Source organism: Sulfurimonas sp. ST-27 (assembly GCF_048081595.1).
In the GTDB taxonomy this organism is placed as follows: domain Bacteria; phylum Campylobacterota; class Campylobacteria; order Campylobacterales; family Sulfurimonadaceae; genus Sulfurimonas; species Sulfurimonas hydrogeniphila.
Genome location: NZ_CP182226.1, coordinates 881,562 through 901,435 on the forward strand (window position 1 = coordinate 881,562; position 19,874 = coordinate 901,435).

Consider the following 19,874-nt stretch of genomic DNA (forward strand, 5'->3'; position numbering starts at 1 on the left):
CTCATAGCAATTTTAGCTATTTTTTGATAAAATTCCAAAAACAATAATATATAAGGTCTGATAATGAGCACTTGGAGCCCGTCTAGCTGGAGAGAAAAACCGATATTACAACAACCGACATATCCTGATAAAGCAAAACTTGAAGCTGTTTTAAAAGAGTTGAAAAGCTACCCGCCATTGGTATTTGCAGGAGAAGCACGTTCATTGAAAGAACAGTTGGCCAATGTGTCACAGGGAAAGGCTTTTTTACTGCAAGGCGGTGACTGTGCCGAGAGTTTCAGTGAATTTCATGCAGATAATATTCGCGATACTTTTAAAGCCTTGATGCAAATGGCGGTTGTTATGACCTATGCCGGCGGACTTCCTGTTGTAAAAGTAGGACGTCTCGGCGGTCAGTTTGCAAAACCGCGTTCCTCAGATACGGAAACAAAAGGGGATATTACTCTTGACTCTTACCGTGGGGATATTATTAACGGTATAGACTTTGACGAAAAGTCACGTACACCGGATCCGGAACGTATGATAAGAGCCTATAACCAGGCAACGGCTACACAAAATCTGCTCCGTGCTTTTGCATCAGGCGGATTGGCTGACTTGCACCAGGTCAGTAAGTGGAACCTGGATTTTGCCCATAAAAGTGAAGTGGGTGAGAAATACGAAGCATTGGCAGAGGATATAGAAAAATCATTAAAGTTTATGGAAGCCTGTGGTGTTACTTCTAAAACATACAGAACATTGCGTGAAACAGATTTTTTTACTTCCCATGAAGCACTGCTTTTACCGTATGAAGAGGCTTTTACAAGACAGGATTCTCTTACCGGTGACTGGTATAATACTGCAGCACACATGGTATGGATAGGGGATAGAACACGCCAGCTTGACGGTGCGCATGTTGAGTATATGAAAGGCATTAAAAACCCTATAGGCATTAAAGCGGGACCTACTATGAACCCGGATGATCTGGTACGGTTGGCTCAGGCGGTAAATCCTGAAAATGAAGCAGGGCGTCTCAATATCATTGTGAGAATGGGTGCGAACAAAGTCGGCGAGCATATGCCTGCATTGATTCGTGCTGTTGAGAGAGAGGGACTCAACGTTGTCTGGTCATGTGACCCAATGCACGGAAATACTATAAAATCATCCAACAACTATAAAACACGTCCTGTTGATGCTATATTAACCGAGATGAAGCAGTTCTTTCAGGTACATAAGGCTGAGGGTACATTTGCCGGCGGAGTTCATTTGGAGATGACAGGAAAAAATGTTACGGAGTGTATCGGCGGTTCATTTACTGTAACAGAAGAGGATTTAAGTTCTCGTTATCATACACACTGTGACCCGCGTCTCAATGCTGATCAGTCATTAGAGTTGGCATTTTTAATCGCTGATTCTTTACAGGATGCGAATAAATAAGGAGCTTTTCCCTAAGTTGGAACAGTCGGCACGGAAGTGCCGATTTCGAAGACTCACTGCAGTCTGGGCTGTGCGTCTTTTTTATCATACCTGAAAGATATTTTCTTTTTTTACAGGTATAAAGTCTGCTCCGTAACAGAGTCTCTGTTGCAAACCTCCGCGTGCGCTCAAATCAACTACTACACCAAGATTTTTTGTCTGTATACTTTGTGTAATCGTCTCATAGATTTCAAAAGCAATATCTTCGGCAGTAAACTTTTTGTCTCTGAGTGAGGTCAGGTATTTTTTAAAATCACGTAAATCAAAGGTCTCACCACTGCTGGTAAAGTTGATGTAAACAGTTCCTCTGTAAGGCTGTCCGCTGTGTGCCAGAAACAGAAGTTCACGAGACATATACTGTATGCCTGTATTTTCTTTTACATGTAAAGGTGTTAATTGCATATTATCCTACTCTTTGCGGATTGAGATTTCTGTTTAAAAATCTGTGTTTTTCCAGTTCTTTGTATTTGTCTTCCTCTTTTGCATAACTGAAAGTCGGATGGATGCTGATATTGCCTCGTGGGTAAAACAGACCTACAACTTCAAGATACTTCGGCTGCATCAAAGCGACCAAATCTTTGCCTATTTTATTGACGACGTCTTCATGAAACTCACCACTGTTGATAAAACTAAAAAGATAGAGTTTGAGTGATTTGCTTTCCACCATTTTTACATCAGGAATATAGTTGATAATGAGTGTTCCAAAATCCGGCTGATTTGTTTTAGGGCAAAGTGATGTGAATTCGTCTGCATTGAGTGTCACCCAGTAGTCCATTTCAGGATGAACATTTTCAAAAGTTTCTAAAAGTTCGGGTGTATATTCATATTTGTACTCTGTATGTCCGGCTCCGAGTTGGCTGACCTCTTGGGCGCGTTTTTCTTTATACTCTTGTTCATCCATTGTTAATCTCTTCTTCTTTTTCCTGAATTGTTAAAAGCTCTTCAACTTTTTGCTCATACAACGCTTCCATATCTGCCAACTCTTTGGCAAGTTTGCTCAGACCTGTCTCCTCATAACATTTCGGATCGGATAAACAGGTGTTTTTTTCTTCTATTTTTGCTTCTAGTTCTTCTATCTCGGCCGGAAGTTTTTCCAGGGCTATTTTTTCTTTAAAAGTAAGTTTGAGTGTTTTTGGTTTTTGCGTTACATGTAAACGCGGTTTTTCCTCTTTTTTTGTCGCCTCTTTTTCCATAGTGTGCAGCTCTTGCAGCTCTTTTTCTATCTCCAGATACTCGGAGTATTGCTGATGTGATTCTTCAATGGTTTTGTCCGGCTTAAAAATAAAGAGTTTTTTGGCGATTTTGTCGACAAAGTATCTGTCATGCGATACAATAATGACGGCACCGGGAAAATTTGTCAACTGTTCTTCCAAAATATTAATCGTAGGAATATCCAGATCATTGGTCGGCTCATCCAAAATGAGGATGTCAACATCCTGTGTAAAAAGCAGAGCAAGGGCAACACGGTTTTTCTCGCCGCCGCTGAGTACACCTATCTTTTTGTCTAAAAATTCACGCGGAAAGAGAAAGTTTTTAAGGTAGCCGTATACATGTAAATCACTGCCTCGTACATTGACACGGTCGCCGCCGTGCGGACAAAAAGTCTCTATGAGGTTTTTGTCATCATCAAGCATCTCTCTGTGCTGGTCAAAATAGCCTACTTTGAATTCTCCGCGTTTTATCTTGCCGCTTGTCGGCTCTATGCGTCCAAGCAGAGCTTTTAGCAGTGTTGATTTTCCACTGCCGTTGGGCCCGACAATGGCGATGACATCTTTTTGCAGTATGCGTGTTGTAAAGCCGTGTAACAGCTCTTTGTCACCGAGTTTGAGAGACAGATCTTCGACTTCAAAAAGCATTTTTTGTTTGTTGACGCTTTTGTCACGGTTAAAATGTTTTGCTTCTCTTTGGAGTTCTACAGACATTTTTCTGATTTTGGCAGGATTTGTTTTCGCCTCTTCGCGCAGTTGCATCAAACGCTCTTTGCGCCCTTCGTTTCGTTTGAGCCTTGCACGCACCCCTCTGGCAAACCACTCGTTTTCTCTTTTTAGAATGCCCAGCAGATTGTCATGCTGCTTTTGCAGGGTTCTGAGGTACTCCTCTTTTTGTGTGAGGTAGTCATTGTATCCGCCCTTGTATTCACGCAAAATGCAGTCTTCGACTTCAACACTCTTTGTCGCAATTCGGTCAATGAAATATCGGTCATGCGAGATAAAAACAAGAGTGAATTTCTCTTTGAGAATCAGCTCTTCTAAAAATTCAACCATATAAACATCAAGGTGGTTCGTCGGTTCATCAAGAAGCAGGACATCCGGTTTTTGCAAAAGGAGTGAAGCAAGTGCCACACGCCGCTGTTCGCCTCCGCTTAAGAGCATAACAGGCTTGTTTTCATAAGGTTTGAGCTGAAAATGCCCAATGATACGCTCTATTTTATCATCCAGATTCCAGGCATTATGATGTTCAATATAGCGAGAGAGCTTTTCATGCTCTTCCAAAAGCAGTTTGTTTTCAAAATCTTCACTTAAAAGCAGTGAGAGTTCATTGTAGCGTTCTTTTGCGGCATTGAGCTCTTTAAGACCTGCTTCAACTGCCTGACGGACAGTGTGGCCTTCTTCAAATGCCGGACGCTGATCCAGCATTTTGATTTCCAAATCATTTTTGATGATACGGCGTCCGCCATCAGGTATGAGTGTCCCGTTGAGTATTTTCATCAAGGTGGATTTTCCACTGCCGTTTTTTCCGATGATGACTATACGCTCACCTGCATCCACATGAAAGTCAACCTCAGTGAGAATTTTTTGTGCCGAATAGTGTTTGCTGATTTTTTGTAGATCAATTAATGCCATAATATAGTTTACTTTTTAATAGAGATAATAGCATTTTGGTCATTAATAAGGGCTTATTTATTTTAATAGATTATAATCTTGTATGTCATAGGAGTAGAATCATGTTACAGGTAATAGCAGAAATAAGAAAAAATGAACATCAGTATATGGAAGTTCTTAAAGAAGAAGGACAAGAGTTCTTTTACAGAAAAGAGCGGTATGACAGTGAGTTTTCCTTCATTGCAATATATTGTGAATGTAAAATTGCAATAGATTTTAACGAATTAAAAAAGAGATTAAGAAGTACCGATAAATTTATTACCTTAAATGATAAACTTCATTGTATCATTCAGGATTCTGTGGATGAGGAACATTATATCAAAGCCGCCGAAAACATAAACTACAATCTCTTGCATCTAAACTCAAATAATGATTATTATATAAGTACGATTCACTCTAAAGAATATGAAGCAAAAGATTATGCAAACATGATATATGAACTGTTTTGCAGATTGGAAGATGCTTTAGAGAATAATTTAAAAAATATTGTTGTATATCAAGACTTCGTTATTTAAATTATAATATTATACGGACTCATTTAAAGGATTTTATTTGGGTTTATTTATACATATTCATCTTATTGCTGCCATTGCCTGGATAGGCGGTTCCATATTTATGTTTATTTTGGGTATTACACTGCTTGATAAAGAAAAACAACAACAGGTTTATCCGGTAATAGGGCCTATTTTCGGTTACTTTGAATTGGTTTCCATTGTTGTTTTACTGTTGACCGGTACTGTGATGATTGTAGATAATGGTTTGTACCATATGCTTTTGACCCATGATGATAATATTATAGTCCAGGAGTTACGCAAAAAACTCATAATTGTAGCTGTTATAATCGTGGCAACAATAGTTCATTTTTTTATTGCATTTCGCACAAACGGGAAAGAGCGAACGAAAATACAAAACATTTTGTCACGCGGAACTTCCCTGCTCATATTTTTTTTAAATCTTTTTGTTCTGCATTATGCAATTATGATTCGCGCAATGCTTTAATAGGTACTTAATCTTTCTCTTTCGGGCATAATTCTTTTGCCGTAAACCATTTTGCTATCCCTTCATCATTATAGTGATATTCTCTTTGAGAAAGAGGGATGACACTGTTTCTCATTTTAGCTCTTACAATGCCAACAACTATAAATGTAATCAACAAAGTAGCGCCTGCTATAAAATAATCATACATGTACCAGACGATAAGAGCAGTAAATACAGGAGTAAACTGCAATAAAAATTTTAGTAAAAAAGCGATGATTTGACATTTTTTTGTCTTTAGAACAGGAGTAGGTTCTATTAAATCTATATAATCATTTTTCATAAAGTTATTATAGCAAAATAAAAATATTATAAACTTGAGTTAAAATGACTAAAGAATATTGATAAAACTTGCAACTATTAACTTTTTTTGGTAAAATACTGTCAAATTTTAAAAAAGGATTACTATTATGGCTAAACATCAATTTCAAACAGAAGCAAATCAGATTTTACAACTTATGATTCATTCACTTTATTCCAACAAGGAGATTTTCCTTCGTGAACTTATTTCCAATGCATCGGATGCACTTGACAAACTGAATATGCTCGTTTTAACAAATGAAGCATACAAAGGCATAAAGTTTGATCCGAGAATAGATATCAAAAGAGACAAAGAGAAAAAAACTTTGACTGTTTCAGATACCGGAATCGGTATGAACGAAGTAGATCTTTTGAATAATCTCGGAACAATTGCAAAATCAGGAACAAAAGCATTCTTGGAGAATCTGACAGGGGATCAAAAAGTAGACTCTAACCTGATTGGTCAGTTTGGTGTCGGTTTTTATGCTGCATTTATGGTGGCTGACAGCGTTGAGGTCATTACGAAAAAAGCAGGAGAAGATCAGGCTTACAAATGGACGAGTACCGGAAACGGTGAATTTGAAGTAGAAGCAGCAACAAAAGAGGGACACGGAACAGAAATTATTCTTCATTTAAAAGAGGGTGAAGAGGAGTTTTTGGAAGAGTATCGCATAGAGGCTGTTGTGAAAAAATACTCTAACCATATTCCGTTCCCGATTTTTATGGACAAAGAGAAGCATATTCCGGCTGTTACCGATGATGAGGGCAAAGAGACAGAGCCTGCACGCACTGAAATAGAAAATGTACAAATTAACTCTGCAAATGCACTCTGGACGATTGCCAAAAGTGAATTAAAAGATGAAGACTATAAAGCTTTTTATGAAACACTTGCACACTCAAACGAAGAACCGTTAAAATGGATGCATCATAAAGCAGAGGGTGCTATAGAGTACACGACACTCTTTTATATCCCAAGCAAGGCACCGATGGATATTTACAGAGTTGATTATCAGCCTGGTATCAAACTCTATATTAACCGTGTCTTTATTACAGATGATGACAAAGAGTTAATGCCTACATACCTACGTTTCTTACGCGGTGTGATTGATTCAAAAGATTTACCGTTAAATGTAAGTCGTGAAATTTTACAGTCCAATCCGGTGATGGCAAAAATCAAAAACGCTTCGGTGAAAAAAGTGCTTTCCGAACTTGCTAAAATGATGAAAAAAGAGCCTGAAAAATATGACACATTCTATAAAGAGTTTGGAAATGTACTTAAAGAAGGACTTTACAATGATTTTGCCAACAGAGAAAAGATTTTAGAATTACTCAAATTCCATACGTTGAATTCTGATGAAATGACGACTATCGAAGAGTTTGTGAAAAATGTCGATGAAGACAAAAAAGAGATTTATTATCTTGCGAACAAAGGCTCTGTTGACATGCTCAAACACTCTCCTGTGCTCGAAAAATTCAAGGCACGCGGTATCGATGTGCTTCTCTTAAATGAAGAGGTAGATACTATCATTTTCCCGATGGTGACAGAATATAAAGAGTATAAACTTATTCCTGCATCAGATGCGAAATTTGAAGAGAGTGAAGAAGAGAAAAAAGCAAAAGAAGAACTTGAAAAAGAGTTTGAAGGCCTTGCAAAAGAGTTTAAAGAGACACTGGGTGAAGCTATAAAAGAAGTTGAAGTGACAACGGAGTTGACAGAATCTCCTGTTGCTTTAAAAACAGACAAAGAAGACCCTTCTTACATGATGGCACAGATGATGAAACAGATGGGTCAGGGCGGTGAAGTGCCTGAGCCGGCACCTATTTTACAAATCAATCCTAAACATGAATTGATTGCAAAATTAAAAGATTCGAGTGATCAGAATCTGATTGAAGATGCAGCGCATGTATTGTTTGATCAGGCAAAACTCTTTGATGGCAGAGAACTTGATGATACTGCAGATTTTGCAATGAGACTCAACAGAATTATAGCAAAAGCATTATAACTTTTTTGGATGAGTGCAATCGTAGCACTCCTCCAAACTCTCTTCTTTTATTTTTCTTTTTTATCTGTTTCACACAAATTATATGATATCTTATGATTATGTTAAAAAAATTAAAATTCTTTTTAAAACCATCGGACAGACAATCTGTTGATCAACTGCTGCATGAAGCCAAACGGGTATGCACTTTACTGGGAACAGGGGTATTGCGTGATTTGAAAATTGACGGTTACCGGTATGATATTTCGATTGCCGTACACGAATTAGGATTAGACACAGAGTTGGTCTCTCAACTGGTTGATGATTATGTTGCTCAGGTAATCAAGGCAATTGTGCAGTTTGAGAGTTATTTGGCTGCACTTCAGGATTCACAGGACAATCATGACAATTTGGATTACACCCCATTGAGAGAATTGGCACATAAAAATCTTGGCGTTGCAAGAAATTTACGCATAAAAGATGCAGAAATACTTCTTTATGAATTAATGAAAAAAGACAACCTGGACTATTTGCTTGCCTGTCTGGAGGCTTTAAAGGTTTGCGCCATCAAACTGAGTCCAAAGTGTGCTTATGATACACTCAAGCTTATTGAAGTGAAAAGTTCTTTATAAATAAAGGGCGTCTTTGACACAGTTATCTGTTTTTTAAGGAATGAGAAATCTGTTCAAGTTTCCCTTTTGGCTTGATGGATATTTTTTCTTCTTTTTTGTGTATGGGCAAGGCAAATGCCAAAAGTATAAATATAAATGAGAAAACAATTGCGCTTAAAGCAGTAAGGACAAGTTTAAGCTTAAAATCTTTCATATTGTTCCTTTAGGAGTTTTCTTTTTGCTCATTCGTCATATAAATCCAAAACTCTTTATGTGTATATCCTTTGTTGAGAAAAAAGAGCTGTAAAATTGTAACTCTGTAAAGAGTAACAAGCATTTTTGCATAAGGAATAAAAAGACTTAAGCGTATGAGTAATGGCTGTTCTTTGTCTCCTTTGGATTCTATCATCTCTTTCATGCCGATATTGTTACTTAAATATATTCCAAACATAATTGAAAATACAAAATTCAAGATAAGACCAAAAATTATATAAGCCATGAAGTTCTGTTCGTACATACCTGCTATCATCTGAAAAACATCCTAATATTTTATCTGTCAAAAACATTTTAGCTAAAAACAATTAGTGTTTAGTTTAAGTGATGAAATTAAGTCACCAAAAAGTAACAATTGTGCAGTAATTTAAAAATAAAGTTTTTTCAACAACTTTATTTAAACATCTTTATACTATACTAAGCCCACAAATTATGAATAAAGGGTAATTTTATGGAAGCAAACCTCATTATGGAGGGAGTTAAATTTATGTTTTTAGGAATGGGAACAGTGTTCGTATTTTTAATTATAATGATTCTTTCAGTCAATCTGATGTCATTGATAATACATAAATTTTTTCCTGAACCACAGGCAGCTGAAGAGACTGTTTCTGGGAATGCAACACAGCAACAACAAGACAACAAAAAGATAATTGCAGCAATAACAGCTGCAATTGCACACCATAAACAAGGTTAAGGATTATAATGGCTAAGAAATTTATAGATGTAATGGATACAACTTTCAGGGATGGTTTCCAGTCAGTATTTGGTGGACGTGTATTGATGGAAGATTTTTTTCCGGCAGTAGAAGCCGCAAAAATGGCAGGTATTAACCACTTTGAATTTGGTGGGGGAGCAAGATTTCAATCATTATACTTTTATTTGAGAGAAGATGCATTTGAAATGATGGACAAGTTCCGTAAAATTGTAGGTCCGGATGCAAATTTGCAGACACTTGCCCGCGGAGTAAATACTGTAATGCTGGATACCGGTTCAAAAGAACTGATAGACCTGCATGCAAAAATGTTTAAAAAACACGGAACAACGACAATCCGTAACTTTGATGCACTCAATGATGTGGAAAACCTGAAGTATTCTGCTGAGAGAATCAAACATCACGGCTTGAAACATGAAGCGGTTGTCACTATGATGGACTTGCCACCGGGATGTCACGGTGCTCATAATGTCGAGTTTTATGAAAAAACACTTCGTGATATTCTGGACAGCGGTCTTCCGTTTGACAGTATCTGTTTTAAAGATGCAAGCGGGACATCAAATCCTCAAAAAGTTTTTGAGACCATTACAATGGCAAGAAAACTTTTAGGAGAAGATACACACATACGTCTGCATACACATGAGACTGCCGGTGTTTCTGTAGCTGCTTATATGGCTGCGCTTGAGGCGGGTGTTGACGGTATAGATATGGCAGCTTCTCCTGTAAGCGGTGGAACATCTCAGCCTGATATTTTGACAATGCTTCATGCAACAAAGGGAATGAATTATGACCTTGGCGGACTTGAACTTGGTAAAATTCTTACTTATGAGAAAGAGTTACAGTCATGTCTGAGTGATTATTTTATGCCTCCTGAAGCGACAATGGTTTCTCCGATTATTCCATTTTCACCAATGCCTGGCGGTGCTTTGACTGCAAATACGCAAATGATGCGCGACAACGGCATCATGGATAAATTCCCGGATGTTATCGCGGCAATGCAGGAAGTAGTAGAAAAAGGCGGTTACGGTACATCGGTAACGCCGGTTTCTCAGTTTTATTTCCAACAGGCGCTTAACAATGTAATGCAGGGACCATGGAAAGCCATTGCCCCTGGTTACGGAAAAATGGTTTTAGGATACTTCGGAAAAACTCCGGTTGAACCGGATCCGGAAATTGTTAAAATTGCTTCAGAGCAGTTAAAACTTGAGCCGACAACAAAAAAAGCACTTGATTTGGCAGATGCGGATCCTGCAAAATCTTTAGAGAACTGGATTAACAGACTTAAAGAAGAAGGTATAGAAATAACAGAAGAAAATATTTTTATAGCGGCTGCATGCCAGGAGAAAGGAATCACTTTCCTTAAAGGTGAAGGTGAGTTAAACGTTCGTAAAATATCAGAAATGAAAAAAGAAACAGAAAAAGATTGTGAAGGAAGTTCAATGGGTAGCGGAAATTATACAGTAGTAGTGGATGGTCAAAAGTTTAGTGTTCAAGTAGCAGAGGGTGATGCAGATATTCAGGTAACAGCAGTCAATGGTGAGAGCACTGCTCCATCAACAACTTCGGCAGCACCTACTGTGTCAGGAAATGATGTAGAAATCAAAGCACTTCTTCCGGGTAATGTTTGGAAAATTGTTGCAAATCCGGGTCAAAGTGTTAACGAAGGTGACGTAATCATGATTTTAGAATCTATGAAAATGGAAATAGATGTTGTGGCGCCTCGCGGTGGTGTTATTAAATCTATTAATGTAGCTACAAACGATAAAGTTGTAGAAGGTCAAGTCGTAGCAGTATTAGGATAAGCGAATGAAAAAAATTGTACTTAAGTTTTTAGCTCTTATAATGCTCTTTGCATTTTCAAATGCAATGGCATCAGAGCATGCAACAGTTGCTCAAGAAGCACAATCAACACATAAAGAAGAAAACTATCATCCAAAACCAATGGGTGAAATGATAGTAAATTTTCTTAAATCAACAGGAATTGTCGCTCTTGTAAGTCCAAGAGATGATGAGATGAGTGCAACAGGGCAAAAAATGAGTGATTTTCATAAAGGTCTGGGCCGTGTGATTATGATTCTTATCGTCTTTTTGCTTTTTTATCTTGGAATTGCAAAAGGGTTTGAACCATTGTTACTCTTGCCAATTGCCTTTGGCGGACTGCTGGCAAATATTCCTATAGCCGGTATTGCAGGAGAGCATGGTTTCCTTGGTGTAATTTACAATATGGGACTTTCAAATGAGCTTTTTCCTATTATCATTTTTATGGGTGTCGGGGCAATGACTGATTTTGGTCCACTGTTGTCAAACCCTAAAACAGCACTGCTTGGCGGAGCGGCTCAGTTTGGTATTTTTGGAACACTTGTGGGTGCTGTTGCGCTTGCACATTACGGCTTTGTTGATTTTACATTGCAACAGGCTTCTGCAATTTCGATTATCGGCGGGGCGGATGGTCCTACATCCATCTTTATCGCAACGAAACTTGCACCGGAACTTTTGGGAGCTATTGCGGTTGCATCATACAGTTATATGGCGATGGTGCCTATTATTCAGCCTCCTATTATGAAAGCACTGACAAGCGAAAAAGAGAGAAAGATCAAGATGACGACACTTCGTCATGTTTCCCGTTTGGAAAAACTTGTTTTCCCGATTCTTGTTTTGATGCTGGCAATTTTGGTTTTACCGGAATCTACACCGCTTATCGGTGCATTTATGTTCGGTAATTTCTTAAAAGAATCAGGTGTTGTTGAACGTTTGAATGATACATTACAAAATGCCCTTATCAATATTACAACTATTTTCTTGGGACTTGGTGTCGGTTCGAAGCTTGCAGCTGATCAGTTCCTTGTACCTGAAACTTTGTTTATTATGGTTTTAGGAATTATTGCATTTTCTGTAGGAACTGCAGCAGGTGTATTGATGGCGAAGTTTATGAACCTTTTCCCTGGACACAAAATCAATCCGTTAATCGGTTCAGCAGGTGTTTCTGCCGTTCCGATGGCGGCACGTGTATCAAATAAGGTCGGTATGGAATATGACCGTACAAACATGCTTTTAATGCATGCAATGGGTCCGAATGTGGCAGGAGTTATCGGTTCAGCAGTAGCAGCTGGTGTGCTTATTTCACTTTTTCAGTAATTAATCGGCACGAAATTCAAATAGCGGCGCAATTGCGTCGTTATCTCCTCTTCCCGCACTATGAATACACTTCCTTCTTAATTTCTACTATCTTAAACCCCAATACTGCTGTTACAACTTGAAACAACAGCTGAAAATATTTATGCATAAGTATGAAGTTTGGCTGACATATCAAATAATATTCGCATAATTGTATCGAACAATTACATTTTTGAATATTCACTATATAGAATAAAAATATAATAAATTGTAACTAATTAAATCAGGCGAACAGGTGACAAATACAGAATTATTATCTACAACAAAAAAACTTACTGTTTTATATGCGGAAGATGACCTGGAGATGAGAAAAAGTACAACTGCTTTATTGAAAAATTTTTTCTCTCATGTATATACTGCATCTGACGGGAGGGAAGCTTTAGCGGCATATAAGAACAATCTTGCGAATATCGATCTTGTAATTACAGATATTTTGATGCCACACTTAAACGGCATAGAACTTACAAAAGAAATATTATCTATAAATATAGAACAAAAATTTATCGTTATATCTGCTTATAATGAAACAAGCTATTTTATTGAACTTATTAATACTGGAGCTGTTATAGGGTTTTTGCAAAAACCTATTAAGCGTCAAGAACTGTTGAATATTTTAACGACTGTATCTCTTTTTTATAAAGAGGAATATGAAACAATTCTCCCCTTTCAAGATGGATTTTTATGGAATAGAGAGTTGAAAAAACTTTTTTTGGAAGGGAAAGAAATTATATTGAGTGCCAATGAAACTAAACTTTTAGATCTGTTTTTAAGCTATCCTAATACTGTTTTTTCTGCTATTGATCTACACCTTTATCTTTTTGAAGACACGAAAGAGTTTTCGGAAGATTCTATAAAAAGCTTTATTAAGCGCCTTAGAAAAAAAATCCCTTCATCCTTAATACAAACACACAAAGATTTAGGTTATTCTCTGAGTATCTAGTTTTTGACACCTTCTTGACACTTCTAAATAATATAATTTTTCTAATAGAATTTTACTAGGATATTTTATGGAAATACAAATGAAGCAAGATGAGCTTATTGTCTCAAAAACAGATACGAAGGGGCGGATTACTTATGGTAATTTATATTTTATCTCAATATCGGGTTATTCAGAAAAAGAGTTACTCAATGCCCCGCATAATATTTTGCGTCATCCCGATATGCCGCGTGTCATTTTTAAACTTTTGTGGGATCGTATTCAAGTCAAAAAGTATATCAATGCTTATGTGAAAAACCTTACAAAGAACGGAGATTATTATTGGGTTTTTGCAAATGTTACTGCATCTTTAGATGTCCATGGAAATATTGTAGGCTACTATTCGGTTAGAAGAGCTCCCTCTGCAAGAGGTGTACATATAATTGAAAAACTCTATAGAGAGTTACGTCAAGCTGAAGCGAGTGGTGGCATAAGTGCTTCATTGAAAATATTGGAAAAACAATTACAACAAGAAGGGAAAAGCTACGATGAATTTATTCTCAATCTTCAAAAATAAAAAAAGAAAAAGTGATGAAGCACTACTGGATCAGGTAAACAGTGTCATGGCAGACGCGGCAAACGGCAACCTTGAAAAAAGAGTTACCAATATTCCGGAAGATTCCAAATACTATAATATGGCATGGAATTACAATAATTTATTAGACCAGGTTGAGGCATTCATGCGTGACAGTGAAACTGCTATAAAACTTGCAACCAATGGTGATAACAGTATAGTGATGTTTCAAGATGGATTTAAAGGTATATTCGCCCGTTCAGTTGAGCCGATTAATAAATCATTAGAGGGTATTAAGTCAGGAATACAGTTAAAAACACAGGGAAATCTTTCGAAAAAATTTAATGAAATCGGAGGCGGCAGTGTTGGCGGTGTTTTACAGGTGAAAAAAGATATAGAGTTTGGTAATGAGATATCCAAGACAATTTTACAAACATCAAAAGATACCAGCAAAGCATCGCAGGACAGTATCCAATCGATAGAATCTGTTCAAAATAATTTTGAAAAACTTGACGAAAGCATAACTGAAACAGTAAAAGGGATTGATGCCCTCAATCAACAGTCATTAGAAATTTCTACCATTGTTGAATTGATTCAAGATATAGCAGAACAGACAAACCTGCTTGCGCTCAATGCTGCGATAGAAGCCGCACGTGCCGGTGAACACGGCAGAGGTTTTGCCGTTGTTGCCGATGAAGTAAGAAAACTGGCAGAAAGAACACAAAAAGCTACGACAGAGATATCTATGACTATTTCAACTCTAAAACAAGAAACCAATGAAATATCGGAAGAGTCTGAGACAATGTATGAATTAGCAAAAGAGTCTCAAAAATATCTGGAGAGTTTATATACGACACTGAAAAGTTTTAACAAATCAGCAAAAGAAACTGCCGATAATGCAAATCATATTAACAATATTTTCCTTGTATCCGTTGCAAAAATTGATCATATAGTCTTTAAATCAAAAGCATATTCGACACTCTTAAGTCAGAATATTTCGGAACCGTTAGCAGATCATCTTTCATGCCGTTTTGGAAAATGGTATCTTAATGACGGTAAAAAGCAGTTTGGCAAAACAAAAGTGTATAACAAACTTGATGCCCACCACAAAGCAGTTCATGACTCTGCCATAAAAAACATGAAGTTTGCCGAGAGTAAAACAGCTCTTTTCCCTGAAAACACAGAAGAAATTATCAAAAACTTTACTGTTATGGAAAATGCAAGTAATGAGCTTTTTAATTTACTTGATTTAATGATAGAGGAGTAAAACAGTGCCACTGCAGGAGTTGAAAAATTACGCCAAAGAACTACACTTGCTTTTTGTCGAAGATGATTTAGATGCGCGAACAAGCACATTTGAGATGTTGAAAAATATCTTTACCCATATTACAGTCGTTACAAACGGTCAGGAGGGAATAGAAAAATTTAAAAATGAAAAATTTCATATAATTATCACAGATATAAATATGCCTATAATGAATGGTCTTGATATGATAGAACAAATTCGCCAACAAGATACAAAAATTCCAATCTTCATTTTATCTGCCTATAATGATGCAGAATATATTTTACGAGCGATTCAGCTTGGGATTGACGGATTTATTATAAAACCGCTTATCTATCAACAGTTTCTTACAGTTTTAAAAAAAGCATTGGAAAAGATTCACCTGGAGACACTTGCTAAAAATTATCAAGAACACCTTGAAAGAGAAATTAAAAAACAAACGCAGGAGTTGAGGCATAAGCTATATTTTGATGATTTAACCGGTTTGTGCAACCGCTATGCTTTGTTTGAAGATTTAAAAAAAATTACGGTACCAATTATTTTTATTATAGATATCAATGGATTTAAATCTATTAATGAAATTTATGGCGCAGAGACAGGTTCTTTTGTATTACAAGAGTTTGCTCATTTTTTACAACATTTTACTGCAGGTAAAAACTATAAAACCTATAGAATTTCTGCAGATGAGTTTGTTGTTTTGGATGACTGTGAATATATTGACTTTGAAAAATATGAAATTTTTCTACAAGACTTCTTCAGAGAGTTTGCATCTTTTCGGGTTGTAACTGAGCAGGACATAATTTCCATAGAAGTTACTGTAGGTATATCAACTTCACAATATAATTCGTACGAATATGCAACAATTGCATTGGAGTATGCTAAAAAACATAAAAAACAGTATATGATGTATTCCAATACTATTGATAACCGATCTGCAAAACAGGATATTCTTATCTGGAAAGACAAGATTAAAAATGCAATTGAGAATAATGATATTGTTACAGTTTACCAAGGTATCGTCAATCAGGAAGAAAAAGTAGTCAAATATGAAGCACTCATGCGACTTCGTGATGAGGATGGCACGCTGATCTCTCCTTACTTTTTTTTGGATATTGCAATAAAAACAGGACTCTACCCGCAACTCTCTTCGTATGTAATATTTACGAGTCTGAAAAAGATAAAAGAGATACAAACACCTATTGGCATTAATTTTACAGTCAATGATATTAAAAACAAACTTTTTATCGATGAGATTGAGGATTATATTCGAAAGAATCCTGATGTCGGTTCATTGGTTGTTATGGAGATTACTGAGAGTCAGAGTATGGAAAATTTTGATGATATAAAAATATTTATTAATCGTTTTAGGAAATATGGTGTAAAATTTGCCATTGATGATTTTGGCAGCGGATTTTCAAATTTTGAAAATATTTTAAACATAGCACCAGACTATATTAAAATAGATGGTTCGCTTATAAAAGATATTGACAAAAATGAAAAATCTTTTATTCTTGTAGAAGCGATAGTGGAGTTTTCTCATAAACTCAATATAAAAGTAATTGCTGAATTTGTACACTCTAAAAAGATTTTTGAAATATTAAAATCTTTTCAGGTGGATGATTATCAAGGTTTTTATTTTTATGAACCAAATGAAAAAATAATTTAGGAGAAAAAAATGGATAAAAAAATGGCACTAAGCAAGAAGCAAATCGGACTTGAAACTTCTATGGTTGCAAACAAATTAACAGATGAGTGTATTTATGTAAGCTTATTTGGACTGTTGGATTCAGCTCGTATAGAAGATGTCTCAAAAAAAATAACCAAAATCAGTGAATCAGACAAAATTGTATGCGTAATATTAGATTTATACAATGTTGATGCAATTGATACAGCAGTTGCCGGATATATAAACAGATTGGGAAATATACTTAAACTGATGGGTATTGAACCTATTATATGCGGTATTAAAGCAGAGTTGGCAGAGAAGATGGTAAAAACAGATATTCAGTTTAGCGGAATACAGATAATCAGAAATTTGCAAGATGCACTGCTTGTGAGTTTTAAAGTTACAGGGTATGAACTTATAAAAACAGAAAAATAGTTGTATTATGTCACTTGTTTTCCATATTTTAGATGAGATTGAAGCCTATCAGTGTGCAAGACAAATAAACGAAATAGCGAAAGAGTTTGGTTTTTCCCGGTTTGATGCAGGCATGTTTTCAATTGCAGTTACAGAGATTGTTATTAATAGTATTCGCTATGCAAAGGATGTCAAAGTAAGTTGCAGATATACACAAAACAACAAAGGGCTGGAAGTTTATATTGAAGACAAAGGCAAAGGTATAAAAAATATTCAACACTCCTTACAAGATGGTAACTCTTCTGCAAAAGACAGTCTGGGATTTGGGCTTGGTGCTGCAAAAAGATCGGTTGATGAGTTTTTGATTGAAAAAAGTGATACAAGCGGAACATCAATTATTCTTAGAAAATATATTGATGAACCTACATATGAATACTCTCCAGTTTCTGTAAAAAAAGAGGCAAGTCAGTTTAACAGTGATGCATATTTTATTAAACATTATGATGGAGATAAAAGTTTATTTGCTATTATTGAAGGCAAAGGAGATGATCTGTCGGCATATAAAACCGTACAAAGTGTAAAAGGACTTCTGTTGGAAGAGTACCGGTTGCCCTTAAAAGACATTGTAAGGTATATCAACCTTATGCTTTCGAATAATGATGCTTTTGAAGATATCACTCTTGTGCTGTTGCGTTTGTTGCCTGATAAACTTGAATATCTGATTTTGGGAAATGGTTTTATTCTCTCTTATCCTGAGATGAAATTTCAAGCATATACGCAAGCTTCCTGCCTGAAATTGCCTGAAGATTTATCAGTACAACAAGAGTTGCTTCCTGAGCAGTTTTGTATTGTACTGGCAAGTGACGGTATTGAGTATAATGATTTTTTAAATAAAGAGGTCTGTAATTTATCAACTTTAGAGTTGGCAACAGATATTTTCAATAAATATAATCTTGATGATGCTTCAACGATAATAGCTGTAAAGAGGGAAGAGAACAATGTCAGAAACTAAGCAGTCCCTCGCCCTGCATCAATATTTAAGTGGCATCATTACAAATATTCCCTACGGGATTCTTACTGTTTCAGAAAATTCAGAAATTAGTATGCTCAACAGTAATATATTAGAAATTTTAGAAATCAACGAAGAAAATTTACATAATTATATAGATAAAGATTACAAAAAACTTTTTTTTGAGGTTCCGGAAATTATTGATATCTATGTGGAGAAAATGATTCAGAAAAATCAACTAAGCGTTGATATAGAACAGTTTTCTTTTAAAGACAAAATTTTGAATATAAAAATGAGAGCGATGCTTGACGGGACGATTTTTATTATAGAAGATATTACACAAAGGGTCCAGCAGGAGAAGAAACTCAGAGAGTTAAACAAAACACTCGAAGAGCGGATTCAACAAGAAGTAGCGAAAAACAGAAAACAGGATCAGCAACTCCAACAACAATCCCGTTTGGCACAAATGGGAGAGATGATCTCAATGATTGCACATCAGTGGAGACAGCCTCTTGGTGCCATTGCCAGTACATCTGTTAACTTATCTATGAAAATAGAGCTGGAATCTTATAATCTGAATAATTTACAAGAGCAGGAAGCGTGTCAAAATTATTTTTTACAACAGCTAAATGTTATTGAAAATCTTGTTCAAAACCTGACAAATACCATTGATGATTTCAGAAATTTTTATAAACCAAACAAGCAGTCAATTTTATGCACGTTTGAAGAAGTTATTGATAAATCATTAAATATCATTCTTGCATCTTTGAAAAATAATAATATTCAAGTGACTTTTAATTATATTCGTTTAGAAAAAATAAAAATGTATGACAGCGAAATTATGCAGGTTATTCTAAATATTTTAAAAAATGCACAGGATAATTTTCGGGAAAAAAATATTTCAAACCCTTGTATTGATATAACAGTTAATAATAAAGTACTCTCAATCTGTGATAATGGAGGGGGAATTTCAGAAAATATCCTACAAAATATTTTTGACCCTTATTTTTCTACTAAGAGTGAAAAAAATGGTACAGGACTTGGACTCTATATGTCTAAAATAATTGTTGAAGAACATCACAACGGAAAACTTACTGTTAAAAACAGGGATGATGGAGTTTGTTTTATGCTAGATTTAAGAGAAAAGACTAACTGAAAAACTTGTACTGTTTTTATGATTCCATTACCGAAACAATCAAAGGGATGACATTATGACTTTTTGTTTTATCTATAAAACCGCTTGCGCCTAAATCTTCCTGAATTCCACGAATTCAAGAAAAACAGAGAAACATCCTCTGTAAAGCCCTAAAATAGGGGTATCATATTTCAAAAATGGGTGGCACAAACTTTAAGAGAAAGTTTTTTATAATACCTTTATGTATGTTAGAAAAAAGAAAAACTCAAGTGGTTCTGTCAGTATCCAAATAATAAAAAAAGTAAAAGGAAGATCAAAAGTAATTGAGAGCATAGGCTGTTCAAAAGATTCAGATGAGATAGAGGAACTTTTAAAAAAAGGCAAAGAGAGAATAAAAGAGTTAGAGCCCACACTGTTTGACAACATAGAACAAGAAGATAAAAAGTTAAAGTTTTTG

General features: G+C 35.9%; 22 protein-coding genes. 16 read left to right on the forward strand and 6 right to left on the reverse strand.

Going from position 1 to position 19,874, the window contains the following annotated elements:
- The first annotated feature begins 60 nt into the window (after positions 1 to 60).
- A complete protein-coding gene (locus tag ACM66U_RS04640; RefSeq protein WP_188110072.1) occupies positions 61 to 1,413 on the forward strand; it encodes a class II 3-deoxy-7-phosphoheptulonate synthase in 1,353 nt (450 codons plus the stop codon).
- A gap of 84 nt (positions 1,414 to 1,497) precedes the next feature.
- Here the strand turns inward: ACM66U_RS04640 and ACM66U_RS04645 are convergent, their stop codons facing one another.
- From ACM66U_RS04645 to ACM66U_RS04655, 3 genes are read right to left on the reverse strand one after another with little or no spacing between them, the layout of a single operon-like run.
- Positions 1,498 to 1,854, reverse strand: a complete 357-nt coding sequence (locus ACM66U_RS04645) for a hypothetical protein (protein ID WP_346388595.1) — start codon at positions 1,852 to 1,854, stop codon at positions 1,498 to 1,500.
- Between the two features lies 1 nt (position 1,855).
- Positions 1,856 to 2,353 carry a preQ(1) synthase gene (gene queF, locus ACM66U_RS04650; RefSeq protein ID WP_418641258.1) on the reverse strand — a complete coding sequence of 166 codons (498 nt, stop codon included), beginning with the start codon at positions 2,351 to 2,353 and terminating at the stop codon, positions 1,856 to 1,858.
- The gene (locus tag ACM66U_RS04655) at positions 2,346 to 4,295 is read right to left on the reverse strand and encodes an ABC-F family ATP-binding cassette domain-containing protein (RefSeq protein ID WP_418641259.1); all 1,950 of its coding nucleotides are present in this window, start codon (positions 4,293 to 4,295) and stop codon (positions 2,346 to 2,348) included. The genes queF and ACM66U_RS04655 overlap by 8 nt, the downstream gene beginning before the upstream one ends.
- 101 nt (positions 4,296 to 4,396) lie before the next feature.
- Here ACM66U_RS04655 and ACM66U_RS04660 point away from each other — a divergent pair, with 101 nt between their 5' ends.
- Positions 4,397 to 4,849 carry a hypothetical protein gene (locus ACM66U_RS04660; protein ID WP_418641260.1) on the forward strand — a complete coding sequence of 151 codons (453 nt, stop codon included), beginning with the start codon at positions 4,397 to 4,399 and terminating at the stop codon, positions 4,847 to 4,849.
- Between the two features lie 37 nt (positions 4,850 to 4,886).
- Positions 4,887 to 5,333, forward strand: a complete 447-nt coding sequence (locus ACM66U_RS04665; RefSeq protein ID WP_418641261.1) for a hypothetical protein — start codon at positions 4,887 to 4,889, stop codon at positions 5,331 to 5,333.
- A 7-nt stretch (positions 5,334 to 5,340) separates the two neighbouring features.
- Here the strand turns inward: ACM66U_RS04665 and ACM66U_RS04670 are convergent, their stop codons facing one another.
- Positions 5,341 to 5,652: a hypothetical protein gene (locus tag ACM66U_RS04670; protein WP_151900622.1), complete on the reverse strand. Its 312-nt coding sequence runs from the start codon at positions 5,650 to 5,652 to the stop codon at positions 5,341 to 5,343.
- 127 nt (positions 5,653 to 5,779) lie between these two features.
- Between ACM66U_RS04670 and htpG the strand changes: the two genes are divergently transcribed.
- Both htpG and ACM66U_RS04680 read left to right on the forward strand, forming a co-directional pair.
- Positions 5,780 to 7,672 (forward strand): molecular chaperone HtpG, encoded by a 1,893-nt coding sequence (gene htpG / locus ACM66U_RS04675; protein ID WP_346388600.1) that lies wholly within the window; start codon positions 5,780 to 5,782, stop codon positions 7,670 to 7,672.
- A gap of 98 nt (positions 7,673 to 7,770) precedes the next feature.
- Positions 7,771 to 8,280 (forward strand): hypothetical protein, encoded by a 510-nt coding sequence (locus tag ACM66U_RS04680; protein WP_230973239.1) that lies wholly within the window; start codon positions 7,771 to 7,773, stop codon positions 8,278 to 8,280.
- Between the two features lie 22 nt (positions 8,281 to 8,302).
- On the opposite strand, the gene ACM66U_RS04685 is transcribed toward ACM66U_RS04680, so the two are convergent.
- Together ACM66U_RS04685 and ACM66U_RS04690 are read right to left on the reverse strand one after the other, a co-directional pair.
- Positions 8,303 to 8,473: a hypothetical protein gene (locus tag ACM66U_RS04685; protein WP_188109962.1), complete on the reverse strand. Its 171-nt coding sequence runs from the start codon at positions 8,471 to 8,473 to the stop codon at positions 8,303 to 8,305.
- Between the two features lie 9 nt (positions 8,474 to 8,482).
- Positions 8,483 to 8,788, reverse strand: coding sequence for a hypothetical protein (locus ACM66U_RS04690; RefSeq protein ID WP_151900619.1), 306 nt, complete (start codon positions 8,786 to 8,788; stop codon positions 8,483 to 8,485).
- A gap of 195 nt (positions 8,789 to 8,983) precedes the next feature.
- Here ACM66U_RS04690 and ACM66U_RS04695 point away from each other — a divergent pair, with 195 nt between their 5' ends.
- The 11 genes from ACM66U_RS04695 to ACM66U_RS04745 form a co-directional block, all read left to right on the forward strand.
- Entirely contained in the window at positions 8,984 to 9,226 is a 243-nt protein-coding gene (locus tag ACM66U_RS04695; protein ID WP_151900618.1) for an OadG family protein, read from the forward strand.
- Between the two features lie 8 nt (positions 9,227 to 9,234).
- Entirely contained in the window at positions 9,235 to 11,046 is a 1,812-nt protein-coding gene (locus tag ACM66U_RS04700; protein ID WP_418641262.1) for a biotin/lipoyl-containing protein, read from the forward strand.
- A gap of 4 nt (positions 11,047 to 11,050) precedes the next feature.
- Complete coding sequence (locus ACM66U_RS04705; protein WP_346388601.1) at positions 11,051 to 12,379, forward strand: sodium ion-translocating decarboxylase subunit beta; 1,329 nt, start codon at positions 11,051 to 11,053, stop codon at positions 12,377 to 12,379.
- Between the two features lie 274 nt (positions 12,380 to 12,653).
- Positions 12,654 to 13,358 (forward strand): response regulator transcription factor, encoded by a 705-nt coding sequence (locus tag ACM66U_RS04710; protein ID WP_346388602.1) that lies wholly within the window; start codon positions 12,654 to 12,656, stop codon positions 13,356 to 13,358.
- Between the two features lie 67 nt (positions 13,359 to 13,425).
- Entirely contained in the window at positions 13,426 to 13,911 is a 486-nt protein-coding gene (locus ACM66U_RS04715) for a PAS domain-containing protein (RefSeq protein WP_346388603.1), read from the forward strand.
- Positions 13,883 to 15,175 (forward strand): methyl-accepting chemotaxis protein, encoded by a 1,293-nt coding sequence (locus tag ACM66U_RS04720; protein WP_346388604.1) that lies wholly within the window; start codon positions 13,883 to 13,885, stop codon positions 15,173 to 15,175. The genes ACM66U_RS04715 and ACM66U_RS04720 overlap by 29 nt, the downstream gene beginning before the upstream one ends.
- Before the next feature lie 4 nt (positions 15,176 to 15,179).
- On the forward strand, positions 15,180 to 16,859 hold the full coding sequence (locus ACM66U_RS04725) for an EAL domain-containing protein (RefSeq protein ID WP_418641263.1): 1,680 nt from the start codon (positions 15,180 to 15,182) through the stop codon (positions 16,857 to 16,859).
- A 9-nt stretch (positions 16,860 to 16,868) separates the two neighbouring features.
- Positions 16,869 to 17,294, forward strand: a complete 426-nt coding sequence (locus ACM66U_RS04730) for an STAS domain-containing protein (RefSeq protein WP_151900611.1) — start codon at positions 16,869 to 16,871, stop codon at positions 17,292 to 17,294.
- A gap of 7 nt (positions 17,295 to 17,301) precedes the next feature.
- Complete coding sequence (locus ACM66U_RS04735; protein ID WP_151900610.1) at positions 17,302 to 18,285, forward strand: ATP-binding protein; 984 nt, start codon at positions 17,302 to 17,304, stop codon at positions 18,283 to 18,285.
- Positions 18,272 to 19,438 carry a sensor histidine kinase gene (locus ACM66U_RS04740; protein WP_151900609.1) on the forward strand — a complete coding sequence of 389 codons (1,167 nt, stop codon included), beginning with the start codon at positions 18,272 to 18,274 and terminating at the stop codon, positions 19,436 to 19,438. The genes ACM66U_RS04735 and ACM66U_RS04740 overlap by 14 nt, the downstream gene beginning before the upstream one ends.
- 220 nt (positions 19,439 to 19,658) lie before the next feature.
- On the forward strand, positions 19,659 to 19,874 hold a 216-nt coding region (locus ACM66U_RS04745), incomplete at its 3' end, for a hypothetical protein (protein ID WP_418641264.1).

Coding starts and splice junctions, on each gene's coding strand:
- ACM66U_RS04680 (WP_230973239.1), top strand. CDS start 7,771: ATGTTAAAAAAATTAAAATTCTTTTTAAAACCATCGGACAGACAATCT.
- ACM66U_RS04695 (WP_151900618.1), top strand. CDS start 8,984: ATGGAAGCAAACCTCATTATGGAGGGAGTTAAATTTATGTTTTTAGGA.
- ACM66U_RS04645 (WP_346388595.1), bottom strand. CDS start 1,854: ATGCAATTAACACCTTTACATGTAAAAGAAAATACAGGCATACAGTAT.
- ACM66U_RS04685 (WP_188109962.1), bottom strand. CDS start 8,473: ATGAAAGATTTTAAGCTTAAACTTGTCCTTACTGCTTTAAGCGCAATT.
- queF (WP_418641258.1), bottom strand. CDS start 2,353: ATGGATGAACAAGAGTATAAAGAAAAACGCGCCCAAGAGGTCAGCCAA.
- ACM66U_RS04740 (WP_151900609.1), top strand. CDS start 18,272: ATGTCAGAAACTAAGCAGTCCCTCGCCCTGCATCAATATTTAAGTGGC.
- ACM66U_RS04700 (WP_418641262.1), top strand. CDS start 9,235: ATGGCTAAGAAATTTATAGATGTAATGGATACAACTTTCAGGGATGGT.
- ACM66U_RS04730 (WP_151900611.1), top strand. CDS start 16,869: ATGGATAAAAAAATGGCACTAAGCAAGAAGCAAATCGGACTTGAAACT.
- ACM66U_RS04660 (WP_418641260.1), top strand. CDS start 4,397: ATGTTACAGGTAATAGCAGAAATAAGAAAAAATGAACATCAGTATATG.
- ACM66U_RS04715 (WP_346388603.1), top strand. CDS start 13,426: ATGGAAATACAAATGAAGCAAGATGAGCTTATTGTCTCAAAAACAGAT.
- ACM66U_RS04670 (WP_151900622.1), bottom strand. CDS start 5,652: ATGAAAAATGATTATATAGATTTAATAGAACCTACTCCTGTTCTAAAG.
- ACM66U_RS04735 (WP_151900610.1), top strand. CDS start 17,302: ATGTCACTTGTTTTCCATATTTTAGATGAGATTGAAGCCTATCAGTGT.
- htpG (WP_346388600.1), top strand. CDS start 5,780: ATGGCTAAACATCAATTTCAAACAGAAGCAAATCAGATTTTACAACTT.
- ACM66U_RS04720 (WP_346388604.1), top strand. CDS start 13,883: ATGAATTTATTCTCAATCTTCAAAAATAAAAAAAGAAAAAGTGATGAA.
- ACM66U_RS04705 (WP_346388601.1), top strand. CDS start 11,051: ATGAAAAAAATTGTACTTAAGTTTTTAGCTCTTATAATGCTCTTTGCA.
- ACM66U_RS04690 (WP_151900619.1), bottom strand. CDS start 8,788: ATGATAGCAGGTATGTACGAACAGAACTTCATGGCTTATATAATTTTT.
- ACM66U_RS04655 (WP_418641259.1), bottom strand. CDS start 4,295: ATGGCATTAATTGATCTACAAAAAATCAGCAAACACTATTCGGCACAA.